Source organism: Bacteroides sp. NGMCC 1.200775 (assembly GCF_040798045.1).
Taxonomy (GTDB): domain Bacteria; phylum Bacteroidota; class Bacteroidia; order Bacteroidales; family Bacteroidaceae; genus Bacteroides; species Bacteroides hominis.
Genome location: NZ_JASCQK010000002.1, coordinates 148,586 through 173,375, shown reverse-complemented (window position 1 = coordinate 173,375; position 24,790 = coordinate 148,586). Strand labels below are relative to the sequence as shown.

Annotated in this window: 25 protein-coding genes; 24 read left to right on the top strand and 1 reads right to left on the bottom strand. The window is 39.3% G+C overall.

Features of this window, described 5'->3' with window-relative positions:
- The first annotated feature begins 1 nt into the window (after window position 1).
- The 23 genes from QK890_RS07200 to QK890_RS07090 all read left to right on the top strand — a co-directional run bounded on the left by QK890_RS07200 (window position 2) and on the right by QK890_RS07090 (window position 21,011).
- On the top strand, window positions 2–973 hold the full coding sequence (locus tag QK890_RS07200) for a glycosyltransferase family 2 protein (RefSeq protein WP_032539565.1): 972 nt from the start codon (window positions 2–4) through the stop codon (window positions 971–973).
- A 15-nt stretch (window positions 974–988) separates the two neighbouring features.
- Window positions 989–2,173 (top strand): Coenzyme F420 hydrogenase/dehydrogenase, beta subunit C-terminal domain, encoded by a 1,185-nt coding sequence (locus QK890_RS07195; RefSeq protein WP_137570005.1) that lies wholly within the window; start codon window positions 989–991, stop codon window positions 2,171–2,173.
- A complete protein-coding gene (locus QK890_RS07190) occupies window positions 2,170–2,400 on the top strand; it encodes a hypothetical protein (RefSeq protein WP_032532694.1) in 231 nt (76 codons plus the stop codon). The genes QK890_RS07195 and QK890_RS07190 overlap by 4 nt, the downstream gene beginning before the upstream one ends.
- A 1-nt stretch (window position 2,401) precedes the next feature.
- On the top strand, window positions 2,402–3,508 hold the full coding sequence (locus QK890_RS07185) for a polysaccharide pyruvyl transferase family protein (protein ID WP_032540790.1): 1,107 nt from the start codon (window positions 2,402–2,404) through the stop codon (window positions 3,506–3,508).
- Between the two features lie 4 nt (window positions 3,509–3,512).
- Window positions 3,513–4,592, top strand: a complete 1,080-nt coding sequence (locus QK890_RS07180; RefSeq protein WP_032540792.1) for a hypothetical protein — start codon at window positions 3,513–3,515, stop codon at window positions 4,590–4,592.
- Window positions 4,589–5,758 carry a glycosyltransferase gene (locus tag QK890_RS07175; RefSeq protein ID WP_367627281.1) on the top strand — a complete coding sequence of 390 codons (1,170 nt, stop codon included), beginning with the start codon at window positions 4,589–4,591 and terminating at the stop codon, window positions 5,756–5,758. Before QK890_RS07180 ends, QK890_RS07175 begins: the two co-directional genes overlap by 4 nt.
- Window positions 5,759–5,779: 21 nt before the next feature.
- Window positions 5,780–6,964: an O-antigen ligase family protein gene (locus QK890_RS07170; RefSeq protein ID WP_367627280.1), complete on the top strand. Its 1,185-nt coding sequence runs from the start codon at window positions 5,780–5,782 to the stop codon at window positions 6,962–6,964.
- A gap of 123 nt (window positions 6,965–7,087) precedes the next feature.
- Entirely contained in the window at window positions 7,088–7,864 is a 777-nt protein-coding gene (locus tag QK890_RS07165; protein WP_230590531.1) for an ATP-grasp fold amidoligase family protein, read from the top strand.
- A 7-nt stretch (window positions 7,865–7,871) separates the two neighbouring features.
- Window positions 7,872–8,975, top strand: coding sequence for a hypothetical protein (locus QK890_RS07160; RefSeq protein ID WP_032540797.1), 1,104 nt, complete (start codon window positions 7,872–7,874; stop codon window positions 8,973–8,975).
- Between the two features lie 368 nt (window positions 8,976–9,343).
- A complete protein-coding gene (locus tag QK890_RS07155) occupies window positions 9,344–10,363 on the top strand; it encodes a polysaccharide biosynthesis protein (RefSeq protein WP_250736762.1) in 1,020 nt (339 codons plus the stop codon).
- A gap of 44 nt (window positions 10,364–10,407) precedes the next feature.
- Window positions 10,408–11,559: a capsular polysaccharide biosynthesis protein CapF gene (locus QK890_RS07150; RefSeq protein WP_149920648.1), complete on the top strand. Its 1,152-nt coding sequence runs from the start codon at window positions 10,408–10,410 to the stop codon at window positions 11,557–11,559.
- A gap of 7 nt (window positions 11,560–11,566) precedes the next feature.
- The gene (gene wecB / locus QK890_RS07145; RefSeq protein WP_250736765.1) at window positions 11,567–12,751 is read left to right on the top strand and encodes a non-hydrolyzing UDP-N-acetylglucosamine 2-epimerase; all 1,185 of its coding nucleotides are present in this window, start codon (window positions 11,567–11,569) and stop codon (window positions 12,749–12,751) included.
- 10 nt (window positions 12,752–12,761) lie between these two features.
- Complete coding sequence (locus tag QK890_RS07140) at window positions 12,762–13,970, top strand: glycosyltransferase family 4 protein (RefSeq protein ID WP_032540806.1); 1,209 nt, start codon at window positions 12,762–12,764, stop codon at window positions 13,968–13,970.
- A gap of 2 nt (window positions 13,971–13,972) precedes the next feature.
- Window positions 13,973–14,581, top strand: a complete 609-nt coding sequence (locus QK890_RS07135; RefSeq protein ID WP_367627279.1) for a sugar transferase — start codon at window positions 13,973–13,975, stop codon at window positions 14,579–14,581.
- A 5-nt stretch (window positions 14,582–14,586) separates the two neighbouring features.
- Window positions 14,587–15,228: an acetyltransferase gene (locus QK890_RS07130; RefSeq protein ID WP_367627278.1), complete on the top strand. Its 642-nt coding sequence runs from the start codon at window positions 14,587–14,589 to the stop codon at window positions 15,226–15,228.
- Window positions 15,229–15,264: 36 nt separating this feature from the next.
- On the top strand, window positions 15,265–15,495 hold the full coding sequence (locus QK890_RS07125) for an acyl carrier protein (RefSeq protein ID WP_008769455.1): 231 nt from the start codon (window positions 15,265–15,267) through the stop codon (window positions 15,493–15,495).
- Between the two features lie 2 nt (window positions 15,496–15,497).
- Entirely contained in the window at window positions 15,498–16,250 is a 753-nt protein-coding gene (locus QK890_RS07120) for an SDR family NAD(P)-dependent oxidoreductase (protein WP_032532707.1), read from the top strand.
- Window positions 16,251–16,258: 8 nt separating this feature from the next.
- A complete protein-coding gene (locus QK890_RS07115; RefSeq protein ID WP_269116004.1) occupies window positions 16,259–17,272 on the top strand; it encodes a ketoacyl-ACP synthase III in 1,014 nt (337 codons plus the stop codon).
- Window positions 17,273–17,356: 84 nt separating this feature from the next.
- Window positions 17,357–18,490 carry an aminotransferase class I/II-fold pyridoxal phosphate-dependent enzyme gene (locus QK890_RS07110; protein WP_234213812.1) on the top strand — a complete coding sequence of 378 codons (1,134 nt, stop codon included), beginning with the start codon at window positions 17,357–17,359 and terminating at the stop codon, window positions 18,488–18,490.
- 106 nt (window positions 18,491–18,596) lie between these two features.
- The gene (locus QK890_RS07105; RefSeq protein ID WP_367627277.1) at window positions 18,597–18,692 is read left to right on the top strand and encodes a helix-turn-helix domain-containing protein; all 96 of its coding nucleotides are present in this window, start codon (window positions 18,597–18,599) and stop codon (window positions 18,690–18,692) included.
- A gap of 179 nt (window positions 18,693–18,871) precedes the next feature.
- Window positions 18,872–19,351 carry an HU family DNA-binding protein gene (locus tag QK890_RS07100; protein ID WP_122130248.1) on the top strand — a complete coding sequence of 160 codons (480 nt, stop codon included), beginning with the start codon at window positions 18,872–18,874 and terminating at the stop codon, window positions 19,349–19,351.
- Window positions 19,352–19,372: 21 nt separating this feature from the next.
- The gene (locus QK890_RS07095) at window positions 19,373–19,465 is read left to right on the top strand and encodes a smalltalk protein (protein ID WP_005784981.1); all 93 of its coding nucleotides are present in this window, start codon (window positions 19,373–19,375) and stop codon (window positions 19,463–19,465) included.
- Window positions 19,466–19,739: 274 nt separating this feature from the next.
- On the top strand, window positions 19,740–21,011 hold the full coding sequence (locus QK890_RS07090; protein ID WP_032540816.1) for an ATP-binding protein: 1,272 nt from the start codon (window positions 19,740–19,742) through the stop codon (window positions 21,009–21,011).
- Between the two features lie 151 nt (window positions 21,012–21,162).
- On the opposite strand, the gene QK890_RS07085 is transcribed toward QK890_RS07090, so the two are convergent.
- Window positions 21,163–22,164 (bottom strand): aldo/keto reductase, encoded by a 1,002-nt coding sequence (locus QK890_RS07085; RefSeq protein WP_032537188.1) that lies wholly within the window; start codon window positions 22,162–22,164, stop codon window positions 21,163–21,165.
- 177 nt (window positions 22,165–22,341) lie between these two features.
- Here QK890_RS07085 and QK890_RS07080 point away from each other — a divergent pair, with 177 nt between their 5' ends.
- Window positions 22,342–24,510 (top strand): glycoside hydrolase family 3 C-terminal domain-containing protein, encoded by a 2,169-nt coding sequence (locus QK890_RS07080; protein WP_367627276.1) that lies wholly within the window; start codon window positions 22,342–22,344, stop codon window positions 24,508–24,510.
- Window positions 24,511–24,790 lie beyond the last annotated feature (280 nt).

Below are 24,790 nucleotides of genomic sequence, written 5' to 3'. Positions count from 1 at the left end.
CATGGATATATTAGTAAGTATATTAACTCCTTGTTACAATGGAGCTAAGTATATTGATAGATATGCAAAGTCATTATTAGCACAAGACTATTCAAATTGTCAGCTCATTTTTATGGATGATGGTTCTACTGATAATTCAAAAGAGCTTATTATGTCGTATGAAAAGCAATTTAAAGATAAAGGCTTTTCATTTGAATATTATTACCATGATAATTTAGGATTAGGAGCTACAATTGCAGAAGGTATCAAATATGTTAAAGGGTCGTATTTAGTTTGGCCCGATGTAGATGACACACTACCGGTCGATTCAATTTCAAAAAAGGTATTTTATTTAGAGCAAAAGGCGGAATATGGACTTGTTCGTACAAGGTTTATGAAGATAATTGAGGGAACAGGCTTTAATCATTCAGAGATTGGTCCATCTTTTAAATTTGATCCTAACAAGGAAAATCTTTTTGAGGATTATCTATTATCAAGAGGTGCTTGGCTTCAGCCTGGATGTTTTATGGTTAGAATGTCTGCATTTGATGATGCTAATCCCAATCGCTATATATTTCCAACGCGAAGAGGCCAAGATTGGCAGATGTTATTGCCAATCATGTATAAATATAAATGTGGATTTATTGATGAACCTTTATATGAATATTATATACGTAAAGGTAGTATGTCTGATCAAACAAATGATATTTTAGAGACTGTACTTCATAGGTATGATATGTATGAGGAGTCAATAACTGAGACAGTAAAGCATATGAATATACCTAATTGTAGTATGTATATTCAAATGGTTCACAATCATTATTTGGAAGAAAAATTAGGAAGATCTTTTGATTATTGTGATAAGAATAAAGCAAAAATATTCTTTAATGAACTTCGAAAAAATAAAGCTGTGACCCCAAAAGCTTTAGTTAAATACTTATTGGTACAAACTCCATTTTTGAATAATGTAATAAATAAATTACGATCGCGCTAATCCAGCGAAAAAATTATGTTAAAAAATATTGCTAAAATAGGAAAAGACTGCTGTGGTTGTGGTAACTGCTTCTATATATGCAAAAAGAGTGCAATTACGTTAAAGGCAGATGATGAAGGTTTTATTCAGCCTTTTGTAAATTATAATTGTGTGGATTGCGGGGCATGTTTGAATGTTTGTCCACAAACAAAGGAAGTACAAACAATAGATAATCAGCAAGCTTATATTGTACTTACAAAAGATGCGAATATAAAGAAAATATCAGCTTCAGGAGGGGTGTTTGGAACAGTTGCAAAAAGTTTAGTAAACGAGAGAAATGCTTATGTTTGCGCAGCATCCTTCGTAAAAGGGGCTGTAAGGCATATTATCACTCAAGATTATTCTGATATTAAGAAATGTCAGGGATCGAAATATGTTCAAAGTTCTTTAGAAGATTGTTTACCAAGAATCAAAGGAATTCTTAAGGATAAGCAGAAAACTGTTTTATTTTGTGGTACTCCATGCCAAGTAGCAGCTGTTTACTCTTTTTTGGGAGAACGCCCATCAAATCTTTATACTTTAGATCTTATTTGCCATGGAGTTCCTAGTCCATTGTTTTTTTTAAAAGATTTAAAGCATTATTGTAAGCATCCTGAAAGATTAAGCGATGTAAGGTTTAGGTGGAGAAACCCCATGAGTAATGAGGGTAAGAGTTCTTTCATTCTATCAATAGAAAAGCAAAATATGAGTCGCCTTTATTCGTCAAGTTATGATCCTTATTTTGCTACCTTTATGAAAGGTGAGTCATTTAGATTATCATGCTATCAGTGTCATTATGCAAATTTAAATCGAGTAGGAGATATTACTATCGGCGATTGTGATTCTGCAAAGTTATATCCAAATTTTCACCCTAATGAAAGTAAATCTTCGATAATTGTAAACAATTCAAATGGAACTTATTTATGGAGTATGGTGAAAAAGAATTTTTTTTATACATATCTAGATTTGCAATATGAGGCTGAAATCAATCATCAACTTTCTATCCCCTTTAAAAAGCCATCGAGTCGTTCCCAAATTTATAGCGATGCAAAAAAAATGAGCTATTGGAAATTTAAGTCTAAATATGCTGCACCTACTACTATACGACAGAAAGTACTGGCAATAGTTCAAACCTACATACCATTTGCATATAAGTGGATTATTCAAAGAACACTAAAATGAAAATAGGAATAATAATTTTCCATAGAGCTACAAATTATGGTGCGACTTTACAAGCATATGCACTTGTATCTTATTTCAAAAGCTTAGGTCATGAAACTGAAATTATTGATTGCAAATCAGAAGGGATGGCATCTTTATTCCGTCCGATAAACGTACCAAGTATTATTCAGAAAGTAAAGAGACTTTTAATTATTATTTATATGATACTTTCTTTAAAAACTATTTAATATGAAAGTCGGTATATTGACATTTCATAGAGCCACAAATTATGGCGCTATCCTTCAGGCTTATGCATTGATCCAATATCTTATTAATCAGGGTTATGATGCAAAGATTGTGGACTATAAGCCCAAAGGAATGGGTATATTATATGCACCAATAAACGTTCCGGGGTTCTTAAAGAAGATTAAGAGAATAGTGCTTAACTTGCTCATGTTGCCTTCTCTTTTGACTAGGTACAAGAAAAGAGAAATGTTCTGGAAATATATTAATAAAGTTCTTCCAATGACCGACATTGTTCTGTCTTCAGGCGATCTTCCACGCATGGATGCTTATATTGTAGGAAGTGATCAGGTATGGAGTATCTGTTTTACTGGTGGAATTGATAATCTATATTGGGGGCAGTTTAACAGGAATGGTGCGAAACTGATTTCATATGCTGGTTCAGCAGCAGAAAATATGGGCGATTCTTTTTATTCTAATGAGAATGCTAAATTACTTGAGTCTTTCGATTTCATTAGTGTAAGAGAAAAGGAATTGCAAGGCTATCTGCAAACACAGATACCAAATAAAAAAATAGAAAAGGTCTTAGATCCGACTCTCATGGCAGGAGTTGATTTCTTTGATGAATTGATCGCAGACGAAGTGCCTTTGGAAAAAAAGTATGTTTTGGTTTACCAAGTGATCCGAACTAAAGATGCGTTGATTAGTGAATATGCAAAACAAATGGCATCTCGAGCAGGATGGGATATAGTGGAAATTAAGAATTCGCGACTCTATATATGTAGTCAAGGTAAATTCTCTATATCAAAGGAACTGCAGAATCCCACACAATTTGTTAGCTTGTTCAAATATGCGCAATTTGTTATTACAACATCCTTCCATGGTACAGCATTCTCTCTTATGTTTAACCGTCCGTTTAATGTTGTATCAATTAGCGATGAAGTAGATTCGCGAGCTAAAGATTTATTGATGCAATTGAATCTGACAGACAGGTTAGTTTCACTGCCTCTGAACAAGAAACAAAAAGATGTCGATTGGGAGGGTGTTAATTTCAAACTACAAGAACTCCGTATACCATCAAGAGAGTTTCTAAAAAAGGCGTTAAGACGTTAAGATAATGAGTATATCAAGAGACATATTATCAGCATACCGCAAACTCCAATATAAGCTTTGCAGACGTTTAGAATATGGTACGATGCCCCCAGGGGAGTTGTGCACACATACTCCTTTTGAGGAGGAAATCAATCATGGAGATGTGGTGCATCCCTGTGTCCGGTATGTTCCTGAAGGTTATCTTGGCCATAAGTGGTGGATGGTCTATACGCCTTATTATGCTGCTAACGACAAGACAGAGAACCCAATACTCTGTTATGGAGACAATGAGACGAACAACCCTCCTACACACTGGATAGTAGCGTATCAGGTGCAAGGACAGCCAGCAAAAGGTTACAACTCTGATCCTACACTATTCTATGACAATGGGAAAATGTATGTCATGTGGCGAGAGAATATGACAGAAAGATGCGATAAAGCGGGATATGTTCGTGCTACTTTTGGAGCAGACGTCCTTAAAGACGGTATAGGAGACGTGTTCGGACCTCTTGTAGGAACAAAGGATGTAGAAGTTGGCCCAGAAACAAGCCCTGCTTTTATAAAAGAACAAGATGGCACATATCGTTGTCTTGCCACACATATCACATTTCATAATAAGACCATCAAACGGTTGCCTGTTTTTTTGCGGAAGATCATTAATCCTGTAATTTTCATATCTGATTTGATGGGATTCTGGAGTCAGCAGAAGGCTCATGGCATTGCTCAATGGTCGTGCGACAAGGTGAACGGAAAGTTTCACTTAGAAGGTACGGTGAAATTTGAAGATAAGAATGTGCTTTACCGCCCTTGGCATATTGATTTCTTTGAGTGTCAAAGGAAGCTTTTCGCAATCGTACAGAGCAACCAGTGTAATGCTGATATTTGTCTTGCGGAGAGTAAGGATAGAGTACATTTCCGTTTCTTTAAGAAGCCGCTTATGACTAATGACACCTGTGGAAAAGTGGGAATATATAAGCCTACTGCCGGAGTTGTGGATAGCAGATTCTTTCTCTATTATACTGCTCAGGATGTTGATGACAGGGCTCTCAACAAACTGTATCTCATCACAATGGATTTTAATGAATTGCTAAAGAAACTGCAATGAATATAGTCTTTTTTCATGGTAATGGCATAGTGCCTACATTAGGAGGTATTTCTCGTATAACAGATACTCTGGGTGCATTATTCGTTGATAAAGGCAATAATGTATGGCATATTGGAGCGCAAGACAAGCATAAAGGGCAGAAATATTGTAGTTGGCAGAGTTTCCTGCCGTCATCTGAGTTGTTTGCTGATGAGAATATTAGATATATTATTAATTTTATAAAAAAGCATCAGGTAGATGTAATAATCAACCAATGTGCCCTTGACCATCGTATCGCTCAATTTCTTGCTTTATGCAAAAAAGAAGTAGATTTCCTGTTGGTGTCATGTTTTCATAATTCTATTCTTACTCCAGTATTAAATGGAGCTTACCAAAAAGAGTATCTTTTAAAAACAAAAGGTTTTGGATGGCTTTTTTACTTGATGAAAACTCGTCTTATATCGTCCATAATGACTGCGTTTTATATCTGTAAGTATCGTAAGTACTACCTCTCAACCGTCCAGAATAGTGATCGAGTTGTGTTGTTGTGTGACGGACAACGGTCAGAGCTGTATCGAATGTGTGGTATTACATCTTCTGAAAAAATACGCGTCATCCCTAACTGTATAGATATAAATATTGAACAGCCACAGTGTAAGGAACAGATAGTTGTTTGGGTAGGTACATTTGACTATTCTGTTAAACGACCTGACAACATGTTGCGTATATGGAAACAGGTTGAATCCAAACATCCAGATTGGAATCTGTTAATGTTGGGTGATGGACCATCATGGAAAGAGATGAAAGAACTGTCAAAATCGTTAGGTCTGCAACGAGTCTCTTTTAGCGGTAGAGTGCAACCTGAGGTATATTACAAAAAGTCTTCAATTTTGTGTGTCACAAGTGTCCATGAATCTTTTTCACTTGTAACGTTAGAGGCTCAACGAGCAGGTTGTGTGCCTATATTAAATAACGCTTTCAGTCCGGCTCCTATGCTTATTCAGGATGGTGAGAATGGTTATCTAGTTCCAGCATTTGATAACAATGCTTTTGCTAACAAGCTTGATTCGTTGATGAACAATCCAGTGAAGAGAGAGAAAATGAGTATGAAAGCAGTAGAGAGTATAAAACGTTTTTCACTTGATGTGGTTTATGCACAATGGCTGAAAGAACTAAAGAATGATTAATAGTGCTGATTTTTATATCCAATGCAGGATCCAAATAAATTAATCTCTTTTGTTGTCGCCTTTCAGGTGATAGTTCAAGGATGTAAAAATATCTTGGTGCAAGGGTTTCCATTCTTTTATGAAATAAACGATATGTTGAATGTCGTAATTATGGGTGGCTCCTTACTGATGTATGTGTATGCTTTATTAACAACGGGAAAATTGCGAATACCTGTTCAAACTATAGTTGTTCTATTCTTTGTAGGGGTGACCTATTTGTTTACTTATATGTTTTTCTCTCAAAACGTAAAATACATTCAGCCCACTATTCTTAGAACACTTGTAGTTTGTTTCTTTACCTTTCTGCTTGTAAGCAAACTGTCTACTTTTGAATATCTTTGTAAGTATTTCGTCAAAGGTTCTTTCCTGATAACTTTGAGTGGCGTATTATATGCTGAGATTATCAGCGTTATAGGTCATAGTACCACTTCTGATTGGAGTACGTATTCTATGACTATGTCAAATGTGTTACTCTTGTCTGTACTTTGGCAGTTAAATGCATATTTCGGTTCAAAAGACAAGCTGGCACTTATTGCTGCCATTATTGGTTCTGTGATAATATTTATATATGGATCAAGAAATCCGTTCTTAGCTATTGGTTTCTTTGTTTCGATGAAAATATTATTCAATTCGAAAAGGAAGAGTTCATCTGGAATCGCCATCAAACTGTTCTTTGTTTCTTTTGTTTTGATTGTATTATTTTTCTTCAAAGAAATACTTTCTTTTGTTGGAGGAATGCTTGATTTCTTTGGTCTCGGAAGTCGCACCCTGTATTATCTGATAAATGCAGATACTGTAGATATTACTACAGGTAGAGATGAGATTCATGACGAGTTGTGGGATATAGTCCTAAATGATCCTTTTTTAGGTTTGGGTGTTGCTGGTGATGAAGTGGCAATACAAGAACTCGCTCATAGCATGTACCTCAGCATTTTCGTTACATATGGAATGATATTGGGTAGCCTTGTTATTCTTTATCTATTTTCACAAACTATAAAAGGTATTTGTAGAACATCCGGCCTAAATCATGATATAATTATTATGTACGTCTGCCTCGTCTTTCCAAGAAGTTTTACGGGAGGCGATATTTGGGCAAATGATTCTTTATGGTTTTTAATGGCGTTAATTATATCATCTCTTCGACAAAGAAAAGAAGCAATGGTTTGATACAAATAGCTTGTAATTATGAATGTTAAATCTTTTTTTTATCATGTAAGTCCAAGACTCCTTATTAGTCTTCAGTTTCTCTATCATTTCCATAGGCTATTGAACTGGTTCAGTCCAAAAGATTTGAACGAGAAAATCAACTGGCTGAAGTTTAATTCTGACATGAGTTTGTGGACATTGTGTGCTGACAAATATCGTGTGCGTGAATATATTCACGAGAAAGGGCTTGATGATACTCTTGTGAAACTATATGGTGTTTGGGAAAAAGCAGAGGATGTGGATTGGGATTCTCTTCCGGATTCTTTTGTTCTGAAGACAAATAACGGAAGTGGTGATATCCTTGTCTGTAAAGACAAAAGCAAACTGGATATAGAAAATACAGTTAGGTTGTATTCTGCATTGCTCTCAAAATCGTTTAGTGAGACAAATGGCGAGCCTCACTATGCTGCCATGAAACCTTGTATGATAGCCGAAGAAGTGCTTGACTGCAAGAAACAGCCGATAGAAACAGACACGCTGATAGACTACAAAATTTGGTGCTTTAATGGAAAGCCTCATCATATATGGGCATGTTTCAACAGACATCAAGGATCTGTAGAGGTGGCTACCTATGACTTAGATTGGAAACGACACGATGAGTGTAGCGTTTTTACTTCACATTATAAGCAAGCCCAATCAGATTTGCCAAAACCTGTGTCATTAGATAAAATGCTTGAGATTGTCTCAAAACTTTCATGTGGAATACCTCAGGTTAGAGTGGATTTGTATGAAGTTGATGGCAAACCATATTTCGGCGAGATGACTTTCTCGTCAGCTGGTGGATTTATGAATTTCTATACATCCAAATTTCTGCGAGAGATGGGGGATTTGGTGGATCTGTCATTGGCAAAAAGAAAATAAAGAAGAGATGTACGACAAAATAGTTTTTTTAGTTAGTTCACTCTCTCAACCTCGTGCTATACGCAGAGTGGAATCTATAGCAGCCCTCGGATATGAGGTAGAGGTGTACGGATATGATAGAGTGCAGTATAACTGCAATAAGTTTTCTGTGAAAATACCGGTGACCATCTTAGGGCAGATGTCAAAAGGTGATGGGTATCTTGGAAAGATTAGAACCGTAAAGCGAGATATTGATAGTGTAGTAAAGAAACACAAGGGACAGAATTGCCTTTATTATTCCTTTGGTTACTTCGAGAGTTTTTTCCTTTGTCTGAAAGGTGTTCCATATGCATACGAGATTTCAGATATAGCATACGGCTTTCCTTCTTTCAGTAAAGTCCGTCCTTTGCTTCGGGCTATCGACCGTAATCTTGTAAAGAATGCTCAATTTACTTTGCTGACATCTGAAGGTTTCAAGGGATTCCTTAACCAGCCAAAGGCTAGATTCATTGTTCAACCAAACAAGGTAAACCGTAAGATTATTGGTGTGGAGCGCAAACCGCTCAACCTGAAGGATGGGCACTTTATATTTTCATTTGTGGGTTCGATACGTTACGCCTCAATGATGCGTTTTGCCCGAACCATAGGAAAGTATTTCCCTCAGCATGAGTTTCACTTCCATGGAGTGGCAAATGTGGAATCGACCCAGAAAGCTATTGATGATATGATGGAATTGTACCCGAATATCAAATTGTTTGGTGCTTTCAAAAATCCTGATGATTTCGAACATATTTATAATTCTGTAGATGTTGTGGTGGTGACATATGGAGTAGAATCGCTCAACGAAACTATCTTGGATCCAAACAAATTGTATGAGGGCATTTTTTTCTGTCGTCCGCTGATTGCTACTAAGGGGACTTTTCTTGCTGAACAGATAGAAAGTTATGGTTGTGGCATCAGCATAGACTCTTCGACAGAAGAGGCAATACGTGATTCGCTCAGACTGTTGACAATAGAGCAACTTAACAATATTTCTAGAAAGGAATATGAAATAGAGCGAGAAGAGGTTTTTGACAGTATGGATAATCTTTCAACATTACTTGAGGAGATATGCGAGAAAAGAAAGAATTGAATTGGGTAAATGAAGCAGTCAAAAATTGGTTATTGATTGAAAGATATATCTTCGCTGTGAACAAAATTTTATAATTATGTATAGTGGTGAAGATCTTGAAAGATTTTACTTTCAGTTCTAGGCCGAGGCTTTGCCTCATGGAGAATCTATCCAATCATTTTGTGTTAAGAACAAAGTTGTTAGCGTCTAAAAATGACGTATTGTGTTAGCGTCCACAAAAGATATCTGGTATAATTTATATATAGATGATATGTCAAAATTGGACGCTAACACAATACTCAGTTTAGGGCATATTTATGTGCCCCTTCAAAGGGGTGTACACAAAATTGAGTGCTTACTCAAAAATAATATATTTGTAATATAAATACATGTTTAAGGATAAAGTTTTATTGATTACCGGTGGAACAGGTTCCTTCGGTAATGCCGTACTACGTCGTTTTCTTGATTCTGATATCAGGGAGATTCGTATATTCTCTCGTGATGAAAAGAAACAAGATGATATGCGTCACCATCTTCAGAATCCCAAAGTAAAATTTTACATTGGCGATGTCCGTGACAAGCGCTCTGTGGATGGAGTTATGAATGGAGTGGATTATATCTTCCATGCCGCTGCGCTGAAGCAAGTCCCTTCCTGTGAGTTTTTTCCCACACAAGCGGTTAGGACAAATGTTCTCGGTACAGAAAATGTGTTGGATTCCGCCATAGCTCACGGTGTTAAAAATGTGGTGGTACTTTCTACCGATAAAGCTGCCTATCCTATAAATGCAATGGGTATCAGCAAAGCCATGATGGAGAAAGTTGCTATCGCCAAAGGTCGTCAGTTGGGTAATTGTGGAGGAACAACGATTTGCTGTACCCGTTATGGGAATGTTATGGCCAGTCGTGGTTCTGTGATACCCTTGTGGGTAGAGCAAATTAAGAAATGTAATCCAATAACAATAACCGATCCCAACATGACCCGCTTCATGATGACTTTGGATGATGCTGTCGACTTGGTGCTTTATGCCTTTCAGCATGGAAAAAATGGTGATTTGTTTGTTCAGAAGGCGCCCGCTGCTACTCTGGATGTATTAGCCGATGCATTAAAGTCTCTTTACCATAGTAACGCGGATGTCAAAGTGATTGGTACCCGTCACGGTGAGAAACTCTATGAAACTCTTGTTACCCGTGAAGAGATGTCTAAAGCAGAGGATATGGGTGATTATTATCGTATCCCATGTGATACGCGTGATTTAAATTATGATAAGTTTTTTGTGGAAGGAAGTGAGGAGGTCTCCAAAATAGAAGATTACCATTCTCATAATACCCGTCGTCTTGATGTTGAGGGGATGAAAGAACTTCTCTTGAAACTTGATTTTATTCGCGAAGATCTTGGCCTTGAAAAATAGAATTGATAGCAATCAAGGTCAAATAAATTAATTCCTCTTTATTTATGAAAGTTTTAGTAACCGGTGCGAAAGGTTTTGTCGGGCGGAATCTTGTATCCCAATTGCGCAATATTCAAAGTGGCAAAGCAAAAAATTACGCTTTGTCCGGAAACGAGTTGATCATTTTTGAATATGATGTAGATAGTGACCCTTCTGAATTGGATGACTATTGCCGACAGGCTGATTTTATTTTTAATCTGGCCGGTGTAAACCGTCCACTGGATCAGTCTGAATTTATGAAAGGGAACTTTGGTTTTGCTTCTACGCTTCTTGCTTCATTGAAGAGACATGGAAATACTTGCCCTATCATGATATCCTCTTCTACACAAGCCGCTTTGGATAATCCTTATGGAGCCTCTAAACGGGCGGGTGAACAATTGTTGTTTGAGTATTCCCGGGAAACGGGATCGAAAGTGTTGGTATACCGTTTTCCCAATGTCTTTGGTAAATGGTGCCGCCCTAATTATAATAGTGCAATAGCTACTTTTTGCTATAACATAGCACATGATCTTCCCATTCAGGTCAATGATCCGAATGTGGAGATGAATCTTGTATATATAGATGATGTTGTGGATGAATTAATCTCTGCTTTGACGGGCAATGAACATCGGGAAGGAGCTTATTGTAAAGTATCTGCTGTATACACTGTTACTTTGGGAGCAATTGTGGAATTGCTATATTCTTTTCGTGAGAACCGTAACAACTTGGGAGTTCCCCATGTGGGAGATGCTTTTACTAAGAAACTTTACTCCACCTATCTCTCTTATCTGCCGAAAGATGGATTTGGCTATCCTTTGAAGATGAATGTGGATGCCCGTGGCAGTTTCACGGAGATTATCCGCAGTACGGACCGGGGACAGTTCTCGGTTAATATTTCCAAGCCACATATTACAAAAGGTAACCATTGGCATCATACCAAAAACGAAAAGTTTGTGGTTGTAAGTGGCCAAGGTGTCATCCGTTTTCGTAACATGTATGATTCATCCTCTGAGATTCTAGAATATTTTGTTTCAGGTGATAAGCTTGAAATAATTGATATTCCTACCGGTTATACCCATAATATTGAGAACCTGGGTGATACGGATATGGTAACTTTTATGTGGTGTAACGAGTGTTTTGATCCCGGTAGGCCGGATACTTATTTTGAAGAAGTTTAATAGCATTATGGAAATCAAACTGGATTATTCAGATATCAAGTTTCGGTATGATGGCAAGCTGAGACTGTTGATTATAGTCGGTACCCGTCCGGAGATTATCCGGTTGGCTGCCGTAATAAATAAATGCCGTCGATATTTTGATTGTATTTTGGCTCATACCGGACAGAATTATGATTATAATCTGAACGGAGTCTTTTTTCATGACCTGAGCTTACAGGCTCCGGATGTCTATATGGATGCTGTAGGGGATGATTTGGGTTCGACAATGGGTAATATTTTGAATACGAGCTATAAACTGATGTCACACTTACGCCCTGATGCCGTTTTGGTTCTCGGTGATACCAATTCTTGCCTAAGTGTAATCAGCGCTAAACGCTTGCATATTCCTATTTTTCATATGGAAGCCGGTAACCGTTGCTTTGATGAGTGCCTTCCTGAAGAGACAAACCGGCGTATTGTAGACATTATTTCTGATATGAATCTTTGCTATTCGGAGCATGCCAGACGGTATCTGAATGCTTCGGGTGTGGCAAAGGAACGTACTTATGTAACCGGTTCTCCGATGGCCGAGGTTCTGTCTGAGAACCTTTCTGCTATAGAATCCTCGGATATCCACGCCAGATTGGGTTTGAGGAAAGGGCAATATATCCTGCTGTCTGCACATCGGGAAGAGAATATTGATACTGACAAGAACTTCGCTTCATTGTTTGAAGGCATAAACGCGATGGCTGAAAAGTATGACATGCCTGTACTTTACAGTTGCCATCCTCGTAGCCGTAACCGTTTGGAATCAAGTGGTTTCGAATTGGATAGCCGGGTGATCCGGCATGCCCCTCTGGGTTTCCATGACTATAACTGCTTGCAGATGCATGCTTATGCCGTGGTCAGTGATAGCGGGACATTACCGGAGGAAAGTTCTTTTTTCACTTCTGTCGGTCATTCTTTTCCGGCTGTTTGTATTCGCACAAGTACCGAACGTCCTGAAGCTTTGGATAAGGGATGTTTTATTCTTGCGGGGATTGATAAAGCCTCTTTGCTTCAAGCTGTAGATACTGCTGTGGAAATGAATAGGAATGGTGATAATGGTGTCCCTGTTCCGGATTATATGGATCGAAATGTATCGACAAAGGTGGTGACGTTGATTCAAAGTTATACAGGAATAGTAAACAAAATCGTCTGGAGAAAATCCTGATAATATCGAAATGAATATTTTGTTTCTGACCCTTAACCGTATTTCAGATCTTTCTGAACGGGGGATATACACGGACTTGATGCGGGAATTTATTTGTCATGGGCATAGGGTCTATATGGTTGTTCCCGCCGAACGTCGCTTTCATGAATCTACTTCAATAAAAGAGAGTTGTGGCGCTCAAATTTTGAGGGTGAAGACATTGAATATCCAAAAGAGCAATGTGGTGGAGAAAGGCATCGGTACATTGTTATTGGAGATGCAGTATCAATGTGCCATAAAGAGATATTGGAAGGATATCCAGTTTGATTTGATACTTTATTCAACTCCTCCCATTACTTTCAATAGGGTCATCAGTTCACAAAAGAAACGCTGTAAGGCGAAAAGTTATCTTTTATTGAAAGATATTTTTCCTCAAAATGCCGTTGATTTGGGAATGTTTTCAAAGAGAAGCTTAATTTATAGACTTTTCCGTAAAAAAGAGGAGGTTTTATATCAGATATCGGACTTTATAGGCTGTATGTCTCCTGCCAATGTGGATTATGTGTTGACACATAATCCGGAAATAAAGGCTGATAGAGTAGAGATATGCCCCAATAGTATTAAATTGTTAGAGAAGCCATTAATGACTTCAACTGCAAGAAAAAACATATTGCAGAAATTGCATATTCCAATTAATAAGACTCTTTTTATATATGGTGGCAATTTGGGGCGTCCACAAGGTCTGATTTTCTTGTTGGACGTGATAGCCGCAAACGAGGAACGTAATGACAGTTATTTCATCATTGTAGGCAGTGGCACTGAATATGGCAAGATAAAGTCTTGGTTTGAGACAAATAATCCGGATAATTCAATGCTGCTTTCTTCACTTCCAAAGAAAGAGTATGATGATTTGGTAAAGGCTTGTGACGTCGGTTTGATTTTCCTTGATAGACGTTTTACCATCCCCAATTATCCTTCCCGTTTACTTTCTTATTTAGAAAACCGGATGCCCGTTTTATTGGCTACAGACATGAATACGGATATCGGGCGGATCGCTGAACGGAATGGTTATGGCTTTTGGACAGAAAATGGGAATTTGGATACATTTATGGAAATGGTGGATTCTTTATCTGCAGACAGGGAAAAAATAAAAGTGATGGGCGAGAAAGGGTATGAATACCTGAAATCTAATTATACAGTAGAAAGAGGGTACCGGATGATAATGAAACATTTTGAGTAAGTATGTATCAGTATGTTATTAAACGATTAATTGATTTTATTGTCGTATTTTTTGTCTTGATCATTGTCTGGCCTGTATTGTTTCTCGTAACTTTTTGGCTTTATTTTGCCAATAAAGGTGCCGGTGCTTTTTTTCTTCAGGAGAGGCCCGGGCGGCATGGTAAAATCTTTAAGGTCATCAAATTTAAAACCATGACAGATGAACGTGATGCAGAAGGGAACTTACTTCCGGATGATAAACGATTAATGAAGGTTGGTAAGTTTGTTCGTTCTACTTCGATTGACGAGCTTCCACAATTAATCAATGTTTTGAAAGGCGATATGTCCTTGATTGGGCCACGTCCTTTGCTTCCTCAGTATTTGTCTCTATACAATAGCGAACAGGCTCGCCGTCATGAAGTTCGTCCCGGGATAACCGGTTGGGCTCAGGTAAATGGGCGTAATGCTATTTCATGGACAAGGAAGTTTGAGTTGGATGTGTGGTATGTAGATCATTGTTCGTTTTTACTTGATTTGAAAATTTTTGTTCTGACCATTAAAAAGGTTTTTGTGCGTGAGGGTATCAGTTCTGATACTTCTGTTACGATGGAGCCTTTCACTGGTAATAATTAGTATTTATGAAAAAGATAGCAGTTTATGGTGCCGGTGGGTTTGGCCGTGAAGTGGCTTGCATGTTGAGACACATAAACAATATAACCCCTACTTGGGATTTGGTTGGTTTTTTTGACGATGGAAAAATCACCGGTTATGAAACAGGATATGGGAAAATTCTGGGAGGATTACAAGAGTTAAATCACTATTCCGAAATGCTTTCTGTAGTGATTGCTATTGGTAATCCCCAAGTGGTATCTGTCTTGGTATCCTCAATCACCAATCCTTTAATCGATTTTCCCAATATCATAGCTCCGGATGTTCTATTGTTGGATAAAGAAAACATTACTTTGGGTAAAGGAAATTTGATCTGTTCGAACTGTTGGCTAAGTTGTAATGTACACTTCGGTAATTTTAATGTATTGAACGTGGGAGTTACCGTTGGGCATGATTCAGTATTGGGAGACTTCAATTCATTGATGCCCGCTACCAAGATATCGGGTGAGGTAAAAATAGGTAATTGTAATTTCTTTGGCGTTTCATCTGTTGTCCTTCAGCAGATTGTTATTGGCAATAATACAGTCGTAGGAGCTAACAGTTTGATTATAAAGAAGACAAAGGACGGGTTTACCTATGTTGGAAGCCCGGCTTTGAAAGTAGAGTATTAACATAAAGGATTAAAAGTATAATATATTAAATGTAATATGGATTTAAATGATTTTATTTTGAAATTCTCGGAGCAGTTTGATGAAACTGACGTGAATGATTTTACGGGCGATACTTGTTTCAAATCATTGGATGAGTGGTCCTCTTTGATGTCATTATCTATTATAGCGATGGTAGACGAAGAATATGGTATTCGTATAAAAGGTGATGACATTAAGTTGTCTGAAACAATTCAGGATTTATATAACATTGTACGTAGCCGCCAGTAAGTATGTATTCTCCTTTTTCATTGGAAAATAAGAGCATTCTTATAACAGGAGCTTCTTCTGGGATTGGACGTGCCATAGCAATAGAATGTTCCCGTATGGGCGCACACCTGCATCTTACAGGACGTAACGAAAAGCGCCTGTTGGAAACATTATCATTTTTGGATCAGTGTAATCATCATACCGCTTTAACTGCAGATTTGTCTTCTGCCGACCAAATCGACAATTTGGTTGACTCTCTTGAAGGAAAGCTTGATGGTGTTGTCCAATGTGCAGGTTTTACTATTCCAAAGCCTTTTCAATTTATTTCTTCGGAAGATATAAGCGCTATCATGGATGTGAATTATAAGGCTCCTGTTCTTCTGTCTCAAAAGTTAGTCAGACGAAAGAAAATCAATAAGAATGCCTCTATTGTTTTCATTTCTTCTATATCCGGAGTTTATGTTTCCTCGGTTGGCGGTTGTCTGTATTCCGGATCTAAAGGAGCAATTAATGGCTTCTTAAAAGGTATGGCTCTTGAGTTATCTTCTAAACGTATACGTGTAAACAGTGTCAATCCCGGGATGATTGATACGAATATTTATGAGGATGGTGTGATCACAGACGATCAATTGTCCGAGGATGCCAAACGTTATCCTCTGGGTAGATATGGTAAACCGGAAGAAGTGGCCTATGCTGTGGTTTATTTACTTTCTGATGCCAGCTCTTGGGTGACGGGTACTAACCTTCTGATAGACGGCGGATATACATTATTGTAGAAATTGTAATGGTAAGAAAAGCATATATAAAACAAATAGATTATTATCTTCCTGCCGATGTTGTGAGCAATGAAGATATCGTTACAGATTTTCCTGAGTGGAGTGTTGAAAAGATTGCTCGGAAGGTGGGCGTAAATAAGAGACATGTCGCTTCAAAAAATGAAACGGCCTCCGATTTGGCAATAAAGGCAGCAGAACGTCTTTTTGCCAAAGGTGAAGTTTCTCGGGATGAAATAGATTATGTTCTATTTTGTACTCAGAGTCCAGATTATTTTTTACCTACATCTGCCTGTATTATTCAAGATAAATTAGGTTTGCGTCGTAATATCGGTGCACTTGATTTCAATTTAGGCTGTTCAGGATATGTCTATGGTCTGTCTTTGGCGAAAGGTTTGATATCATGTGGTGTTGCAAACTCAGTCCTTTTGTTGACAGGCGAAACATATAATAAACATCTTCATCCCAAAGATAAAGGTAATAGAACTATTTTTGGCGATGCTGCATCGGCTACTGTGATCAGTACAAACGGGATTTCGGAAATCGGTGATTTTAGTTTGGGGACGGATGGTAGCGGAGCCGATAATTTGATAGTGCGGTCTGGTGGCATGCGTATTCCTGAAAAGCGGTGCGATCTGTCGTTCGATGAAAATCGTAATCCTGTTTCATCTGATTATTTATATATGAATGGGGCCGAGATATTTACCTTCACATTGGATAATGTTCCTCCTCTTATTGACGATGTGTTGTCTAAGAACGGTTTAGCTAAAGATGATATAGATCTGTACGTTTTTCATCAGGCTAATAAATATATGTTGAACTTTCTAAGAAAGAAGATACATATTGAAGAAGAACGTTTTTATTATTGCTTGTCTGAGGTTGGTAACACTGTTTCTAATAGTATTCCTATTGCTTTGAAAACCGCTTTAGATGACGGAGCTATTAATGGTAAGATGAAGGTGGCTATTGCCGGTTTTGGTGTTGGCTATTCCTGGGGAAGTACGATTCTCTATTTTAATTTATGAGGTTGTTTCTTTTTTGGTTGTTTGTCCCTTATTACGTATGGCGTAATCGAGGTAAAAAGCAATGAATTAAATATTATATTATTTATGAATAAACGAATCTGGCTTTCGCTTGCTCACATGGGTGGCCGTGAGCAAGACTTTATAAAAGAGGCCTTTGATACGAACTGGGTTGTCCCTTTGGGGCCTAACGTGGATGCTTTTGAGCAATCTTTGGCCGAATACTTACATGAAGACCGCCATGTGGTGGCCTTGAGTGCGGGAACGGCTGCACTTCACTTGGGCTTGATTCTTCTGGATGTAAAACCCGGTGATGAAGTGATCTGCCAAAGCTTTACTTTTGCCGCCTCTGCCAATCCGATTTCTTATCTGGAGGCCAAACCTGTTTTTGTGGACAGTGAGAAGGATACCTGGAATATGGATCCGGTATTGCTCGAGGAGGCCATAAAGGACCGTTTGCGCAAGACGGGCAGGTTGCCGAAAGCGATCATTCCCGTTCACCTTTACGGTATGCCTGCCAAGATGGACGAGATCATGGAGATTGCCGGTCGTTATGGGATTCCGGTTCTGGAAGATGCTGCCGAGGCGTTGGGTTCGGAATTGAACGGACAGAGATGTGGAACCTTTGGTGAACTGGCAGCGCTTTCTTTCAATGGGAATAAGATGATTACCACTTCCGGTGGGGGGGCTCTGATTTGTCGCACGGAGGAAGAGGCCCGGCAAACAAAGTTCTATGCGACGCAGGCTCGTGATGCCGCTCCACATTATCAGCATACCCACATCGGTTACAACTATCGGATGAGTAATATTTGTGCGGGTATCGGTCGTGGGCAGATGTTTGTCCTCGATGAACATGTTGCCCGAAGACGGGCTATACATACTCTTTATACGGAGTTGCTTAAGGACGTTCCCGGTATAACGGTTCTTCAAAACCCTGATGGGAGGTTTGATTCAAATTTCTGGTTAACTTGTATCCTGGTTGATCCGAGTGTTGCCGGTAAGACTCGTGAGGACATTCGTTTGAAACTGGATGCTGAGAATATAGAGACTCGTCCGTTATGGAAGCCTATGCATCTTCAGCCTGTATTTGTAGATGCTCCATTCTATGGAAACGGTACGAGTGAACACTTATTTGATATCGGGCTTTGTCTGCCTTCAGGACCGACATTGACGGATGAAGATATTAGGAGAGTAGTAGATACGATCAGACAAGATATGTAAAAGTATACCCGTTGGGGTATAAATAAATACTGTGCTCCCACTTTTATATCATATCGGGTATAAAAGTGGGAGTCTTTTATTATACTTGTGCCCCAACGGGTATAATATGGAAAATCAAACGATAGCAGAATACGTAAAACAAATGCGTAGGGAAACCGGACTAATACAGGTGGAACTGTCAGAGAAAGCCGGTGTAGATTAGGTTTTGTACATGCGTTGAAACTGTTGATAATATGATACTTATAACTTTCTCTGAGGGATCGGTTCCGGATGCCCTGTTTTCCTTTGTCATCTTCTTGTAAATGTTCACCTTTGTGGTGTTGATCAACGAAATGTGAATAAAATCAGTAGTAATAACATGAAGAAAAGGAGATTAGGAATATGACTTTATTTTATAAAGCAGTGCAATCGACCATGGCAACTAAGGCCGGTGACAAGAAGTGGCATTTGAATCTGGTGAAGATAGGTAAAACGGTGTCCACCCAGCAACTGGCAGAGATGATTGCGGAGAAGTCGTCATTGACCCCGGGTGATGTACATAATGTGGTCCGGAACTTAATGACGGCAATGCGCAGCGAGTTATTGAACAGTAAGACGGTACGCCTGGAAGGATTGGGTACTTTTACGATGAAGGCGCGTAGCCGTGGAAGGGGAGTAGACAAAGAGGAGGATGTCAATCCGAACCAGGTGGGAGCACTTCTCTGTCACTTCACACCGGAATATACCCGGCCTGCCGCTATTGGCACTACCCGTGCTTTGCTTCAGGGTGTTGAGTTTCAGAAGATAGGCAGTATCGGCACTTCGGGCGGTAATGGCTCTGGAAATGGTGATGGAGACATTGTGGATGATCCGACTGCATAATAACTTTAATCAGATAAATATATGAAGAAGAATAGCTGGAATATCCTTTTAAAGGTGATCATAGCTGTGGCAAGTGCCATTGCCGGAGTGATAGGAGGGCAGGGACTGCTCTGATAACTGACCGATCGTTTCGGTTGAATAATAGAGCCAAAACTCACCACAGATTACATGGATTAACACAGAGAAGAGATTAATTTGATTGATAATCTGAATATTACACATCTGTGTGATCTGTTAATCTGTGGTGAAAAAGAGTTCTGATTCTAGCTAAGGAGGGATATCCTCTCTCAGGATGATATAAGACGCATGGTCGTATTAAGAAAATTGCTTTTATGCTTTGTATACTGACGGAAATTGCTTATATTTGCTCTGTATAAAGAGCGATTTCATGGAAAAGAGAATCATTAAAATCATAATCAGTGAAAAGCAACAGGAGATTGCTACGACTGAATTAGTAGAAAGACCCATCTTTTTGGAGGAAGTCTGCAACTATGTTTTTGTAGGGCTTCGTCGTGCCGGAAAATCATATTTGATGTTCCAACATATTCAATCAATGATAAAATCCGGCAAAGCGACTATTGAAGATATCTTATACATCAATTTTGAGGACGAGCGAATATCCTCCATTCAAATGGAGGAGCTAAATCTACTTCTTGAGTCGTATCGTGAATTATACGAAAATAAACGGCCATTGATATACCTGGATGAAATACAAAATATTGAAGGATGGGAACATTTTGCCCGACGTTTAGCAGACTCCAAATATAGAGTATACATTACCGGAAGTAATGCTAAAATGTTGAGTCGGGATATTGCAACAACACTTGGAGGCAGATTTATCATCAAGGAGGTTTACCCATTTTCGTTTTCGGAATATCTGACCTATAAGGGAGTCAAGCTTTCTAAAAATTGGGAATATTCTGATGAGAGGATTACAGTTGCAAAGCTCTTTGATGATTACTTTCACTTTGGCGGATTTCCTGAAACATTTGATTTGAGAGATAAAAGAAGTTGGATAAACTCATTATACTTAAAGATTCTTCTAGGGGATATTATTAGCCGGAATGAGATCCGCAATGCGGATGCTATCCGTTTGCTTGCTAAAAAAATGGCCGAAAGTGTAATGCAGCCAATAGCTTTAAGTCGATTACAGCATATCGTAAGTTCTGCAGGAGCTAAGGTGAGCCGAAATACGATTGCGGATTACATTGGATATATGAAAGATGCCTATCTTGTTTTTGGTATCTCTAATTTTACGGACTCGTTGAGTGATCGTGAGATATCTCAAAAGCGATATTTTTGTGATAACGGGCTACTGAATGTTTTTTTGGCAGATCCGGAGACTAAGCTATTGGAAAATATCGTGGCGTTGGCACTGATGAAGCGGTACGGTAATGAAGAACTATCTTATTATAATAAGAACGTTGAGGTGGACTTCTATCTTCCGTCGCAGAAGATGGCTGTGCAAGCCTCGTTTAGTATTTCCGATAGCTCTACTTTTGAGCGAGAAACTAAGGCTTTGGTAAAAATCGCAAATAGCTTTGATGTGGAGAAATTCATTATAGTGACTTATGACAACGAAAGGACAGTAGAGATTGCTGGAATATTAATAGATGTTGTACCTGTGTGGAAGTGGTTGCTGAATATTGAAGGGTTTTAGGCAGAGATGATTGCAGAGAAGTCGTCATTGACAGGGGCTGTTTCAAAACTCACCACAGATTACACGGATTAACACAGAGAAGAGATTAATCTGATTGATAATCTGAATATTACACATCTGTGTGATCTGTTAATCTGTGATGAAAAAGAGTTTATTGAAGAATGCTCCCGATACGTTGCAGCTCGTCCGGACTGAACTTACAGTTTTCCGTCGCTTTCAGGTTGTCTGCCAGTTGACTGACGGAACTGGCGCCGATAATGACGGAGGTTACCAGATCATCTTTCAATATCCAGGCTAATGCCATTTCGGCTAAGGTTTGTCCGCGACTGCCTGCCACTTCATTCAATGCTTTGATTTTATTTAATACTTGATCGGTCAGTTGTTCTTTTTTCAGGAAACCTCCGCGGGCTATCCTTGAATCTTCAGGAATTCCATTTAGATATCGGTTAGTGAGCAGACCCTGAGCCAGAGGAGAAAAGGCGATAAAGCCGGTACCGTTCTCTTGGGCTTGCCGGAGGATACCTTGTGCTTCCGGTTCACGGTTAAACAGGTTATATCGTCCCTGATAGAGGAGACAATGCACGTCTCGCTCTTCCAGATATCGGTAGGCAAACTCTGCTTTTTCTTTGGGGTATTTGGAAATACCGATGTAGAGGGCCTTACCTTGCCGAACAATGTCGACGAGTGCCTGAAGAGTTTCTTCAAGTGGGGTTTCGGGATCGTAACGGTGGGTATAGAAAATATCTACATATTCCAGATTCATGCGTTTTAAACTCTGGTTGAGACTGCTCATCAGATATTTTCGGGAGCCCCAGTTCCCGTAAGGACCTTCCCACATATCATGCCCGGCTTTGGTGGATATGAATAGCTCATCACGATAGGGCATAAAGGATTTCTTCATGATTAGCCCGAACGTCTCCTCGGCTGAGCCGTAAGAGGGACCGTAGTTATTAGCCAGGTCGAAATGTGTGATGCCTTTGTCGAATGCAAAGTGAGCCATTCGAAGGCTATTGGCTAATGTATCTACATCACCGAAGTTATGCCAGAGGCCCAGGGAAACTTCCGGTAACAGTATACCGCTTTTGCCACAACGGCGATACTTCATTCCACCGGAGTATCTCGCCTTATCTGCTGAATAAATAGGATTGATCATATTCTGGAGTATTTGAGGATTAACTATGTGCAAAGATAATGGATTTATAAAGCAACATAAGTTATCAAAATAATAATTGTATTATGAATGGATAAAATAATACTGGATGGTTTGATGGAATCCCGATAATTTTGCATTATTGAAAAGCGTATGAACTAAAAACAGTGGAGATAGAATATGAAAGACATGCAAACAAAAATAGTAATGATAGGGATTCTACTTTCTGCCGGTATAATGTTGAGAGCTCAAGACAATGGAGGGTGTGAGGATTGTCCGGCTTTTAATGCAGGAGGAAAAGTGGAAGTCCGCGGTGTGAAAGAGAGGATTATCGGAGATTTGTCGCAACCGATTGCCGTTCGCGTGAAAACACTCATCCAACAGATGACACTGGCAGAGAAGGTATCTCAACTCGTGAGCGAAAGTGATAGCATCCCCAGGCTGAACCTTCCTGCTTATAATTATTGGAATGAATGTCTCCATGGAGTGGCTCGTGCAGGTGAAGTGACTGTTTTTCCACAGGCTATTAATCTGGCTTCTACCTGGGATACGGTATTGGTAAAGCGGGTGGCTTCTGCTATTTCTACGGAGGCGCGACTGAAATATCTGGAAATAGGAAAGGGGCTCACTTACTGGTCGCCTACTATCAATATGGCTCGTGATCCGCGCTGGGGAAGAAGTGAAGAGACTTATGGTGAAGATCCGTATCTGACTTCACGGCTTGGAGTAGCCTTTGTGAAGGGGCTACAGGGTGATCATCCGGCTTATCTGAAAACTGTCGCAACAATCAAACACTTTGTGGCTAACAACGAAGAGAACAATCGCTTTTCCAGCTCTTCGCAAATACCGACGAAACAGTTGTATGAATATTATTTTCCGGCTTACGAAGCTTGCGTGAAAGAGGCAGACGTGCAGTCGGTAATGACGGCTTATAATGCTTTTAACGGTGTGCCTCCCAGTGGCTCTCGTTGGCTGCTCGGTGAAGTGTTGAGAAAAGAGTGGGGATTTGACGGATTTGTAGTTTCTGATTGCGGGGCCATTGGGGTGATGAATTGGCAGCATAGGGTCGTGAATTCGTTGGAGGAAGCGGCAGCGCTGGGTGTCAACAGTGGGTGTGATTTGGAATGTGGCACTACATATAAAGAGAAATTGGTTCAGGCAGTGAAACAGGGCTTAATCTCGGAAGCTACTATTGATCAGGCTTTAACGCGGGTGCTGACCGCGAGGTTTAAGTTGGGAGAATTTGATCCGATGGAACTTGTGCCTTATAATCATTACAATAAGAAGCTATTGGCCGGCAAGAAGTTTGCGGAACTTGCTTATGAAGCGGCTGTCAAGTCGGTTGTGCTATTGAAAAATGAAAATCTGTTGCCTTTAAGTAAGGAGAAGACTAAATCGGTAGCTGTAGTAGGCCCGTTTGCCGATCATAATTATTTAGGTGGATATAGTGGACAGCCTCCTTATTCGGTTACACTTTTGAAAGGGGTGAAAGATTTGATGGGTAAAAGAGGAAAAGTCAACTATTTGAACGGTATAGGAGCTTCCAGGGATTCTATTGTGGCTGCGGTAAAAGGAGTGGATGTGGTGCTTGTAGCTTTGGGAAGTGATGAAAAAATGGCAAGAGAGAATCATGATATGACTTCTATTTATTTACCGGAAGAACAGGAGAAACTGCTGAAAGCTATTTATCAAGTGAACCCAAGGATCGTATTGGTTTTCCATTCGGGAAATCCGCTAACTTCTGAATGGGCGGATGTGCATATACCGGCGATTATGCAGGCCTGGTACCCCGGGCAGGAAGCTGGTAGAGCCCTGGCCGATTTATTGTTTGGGAACGAAAATCCATCGGGTAAGTTACCTATGACTATTTATCGGGCGGAAGATCAGTTGCCGGATATCCTGGATTTTGATATGTGGAAAGGGCGTACTTATCGTTATATGAAGGAAGATCCTTTATATGGTTTCGGTCATGGGTTGAGTTATACATCATTTGGGTTCGATGGTATACAAGGAAGTGATACCTTGAAATCGGGCGCAAGGTTGCAATGTTCGGTTGAATTATCCAATACCGGTAAATGGACCGGAGAAGAAGTCGTCCAAGTGTATGTTTCCAGAGAAAATACTCCTGTCTATACATATCCGTTGAAAAAATTGGTAGCGTTTAAAAAGGTGAAACTTGCTCCAGGTGAAAAGAAGAGAGTTGAATTTAATATACCTCCCCGGGAGTTGTCGGTCTGGGAAAATGGAAACTGGAGGATGCTTACCGGAAAGTATACGCTGTTTATAGGTTCCGGACAACCGGGACTGGCAAAGGGTGTTACGAAAGGTTTTGAGGTTAAGATACAATAAGGTTGGTTTTTACAGGTTCTGAGGTAGTAGTGTTTTTTTAAGGAAAGATTGTTTGAAGGTAATTTCTTTATGTACTTGTTCTCTGATGTAAGGGTGTGTTGATTGTATCACTATCGGATAAAATAATACTGGATTGTTAATGATAACTGCACTAATTTTACATTTGAGAAAGTTCTCCGATATTGGGATAAAACAAGTCTCGATTTCGTCTTTTAGATAAACTATGGTAGAATAACGGATGCATTGAAGGCAGAAAAGAAATAAAGAGTGTTTGTCTGAA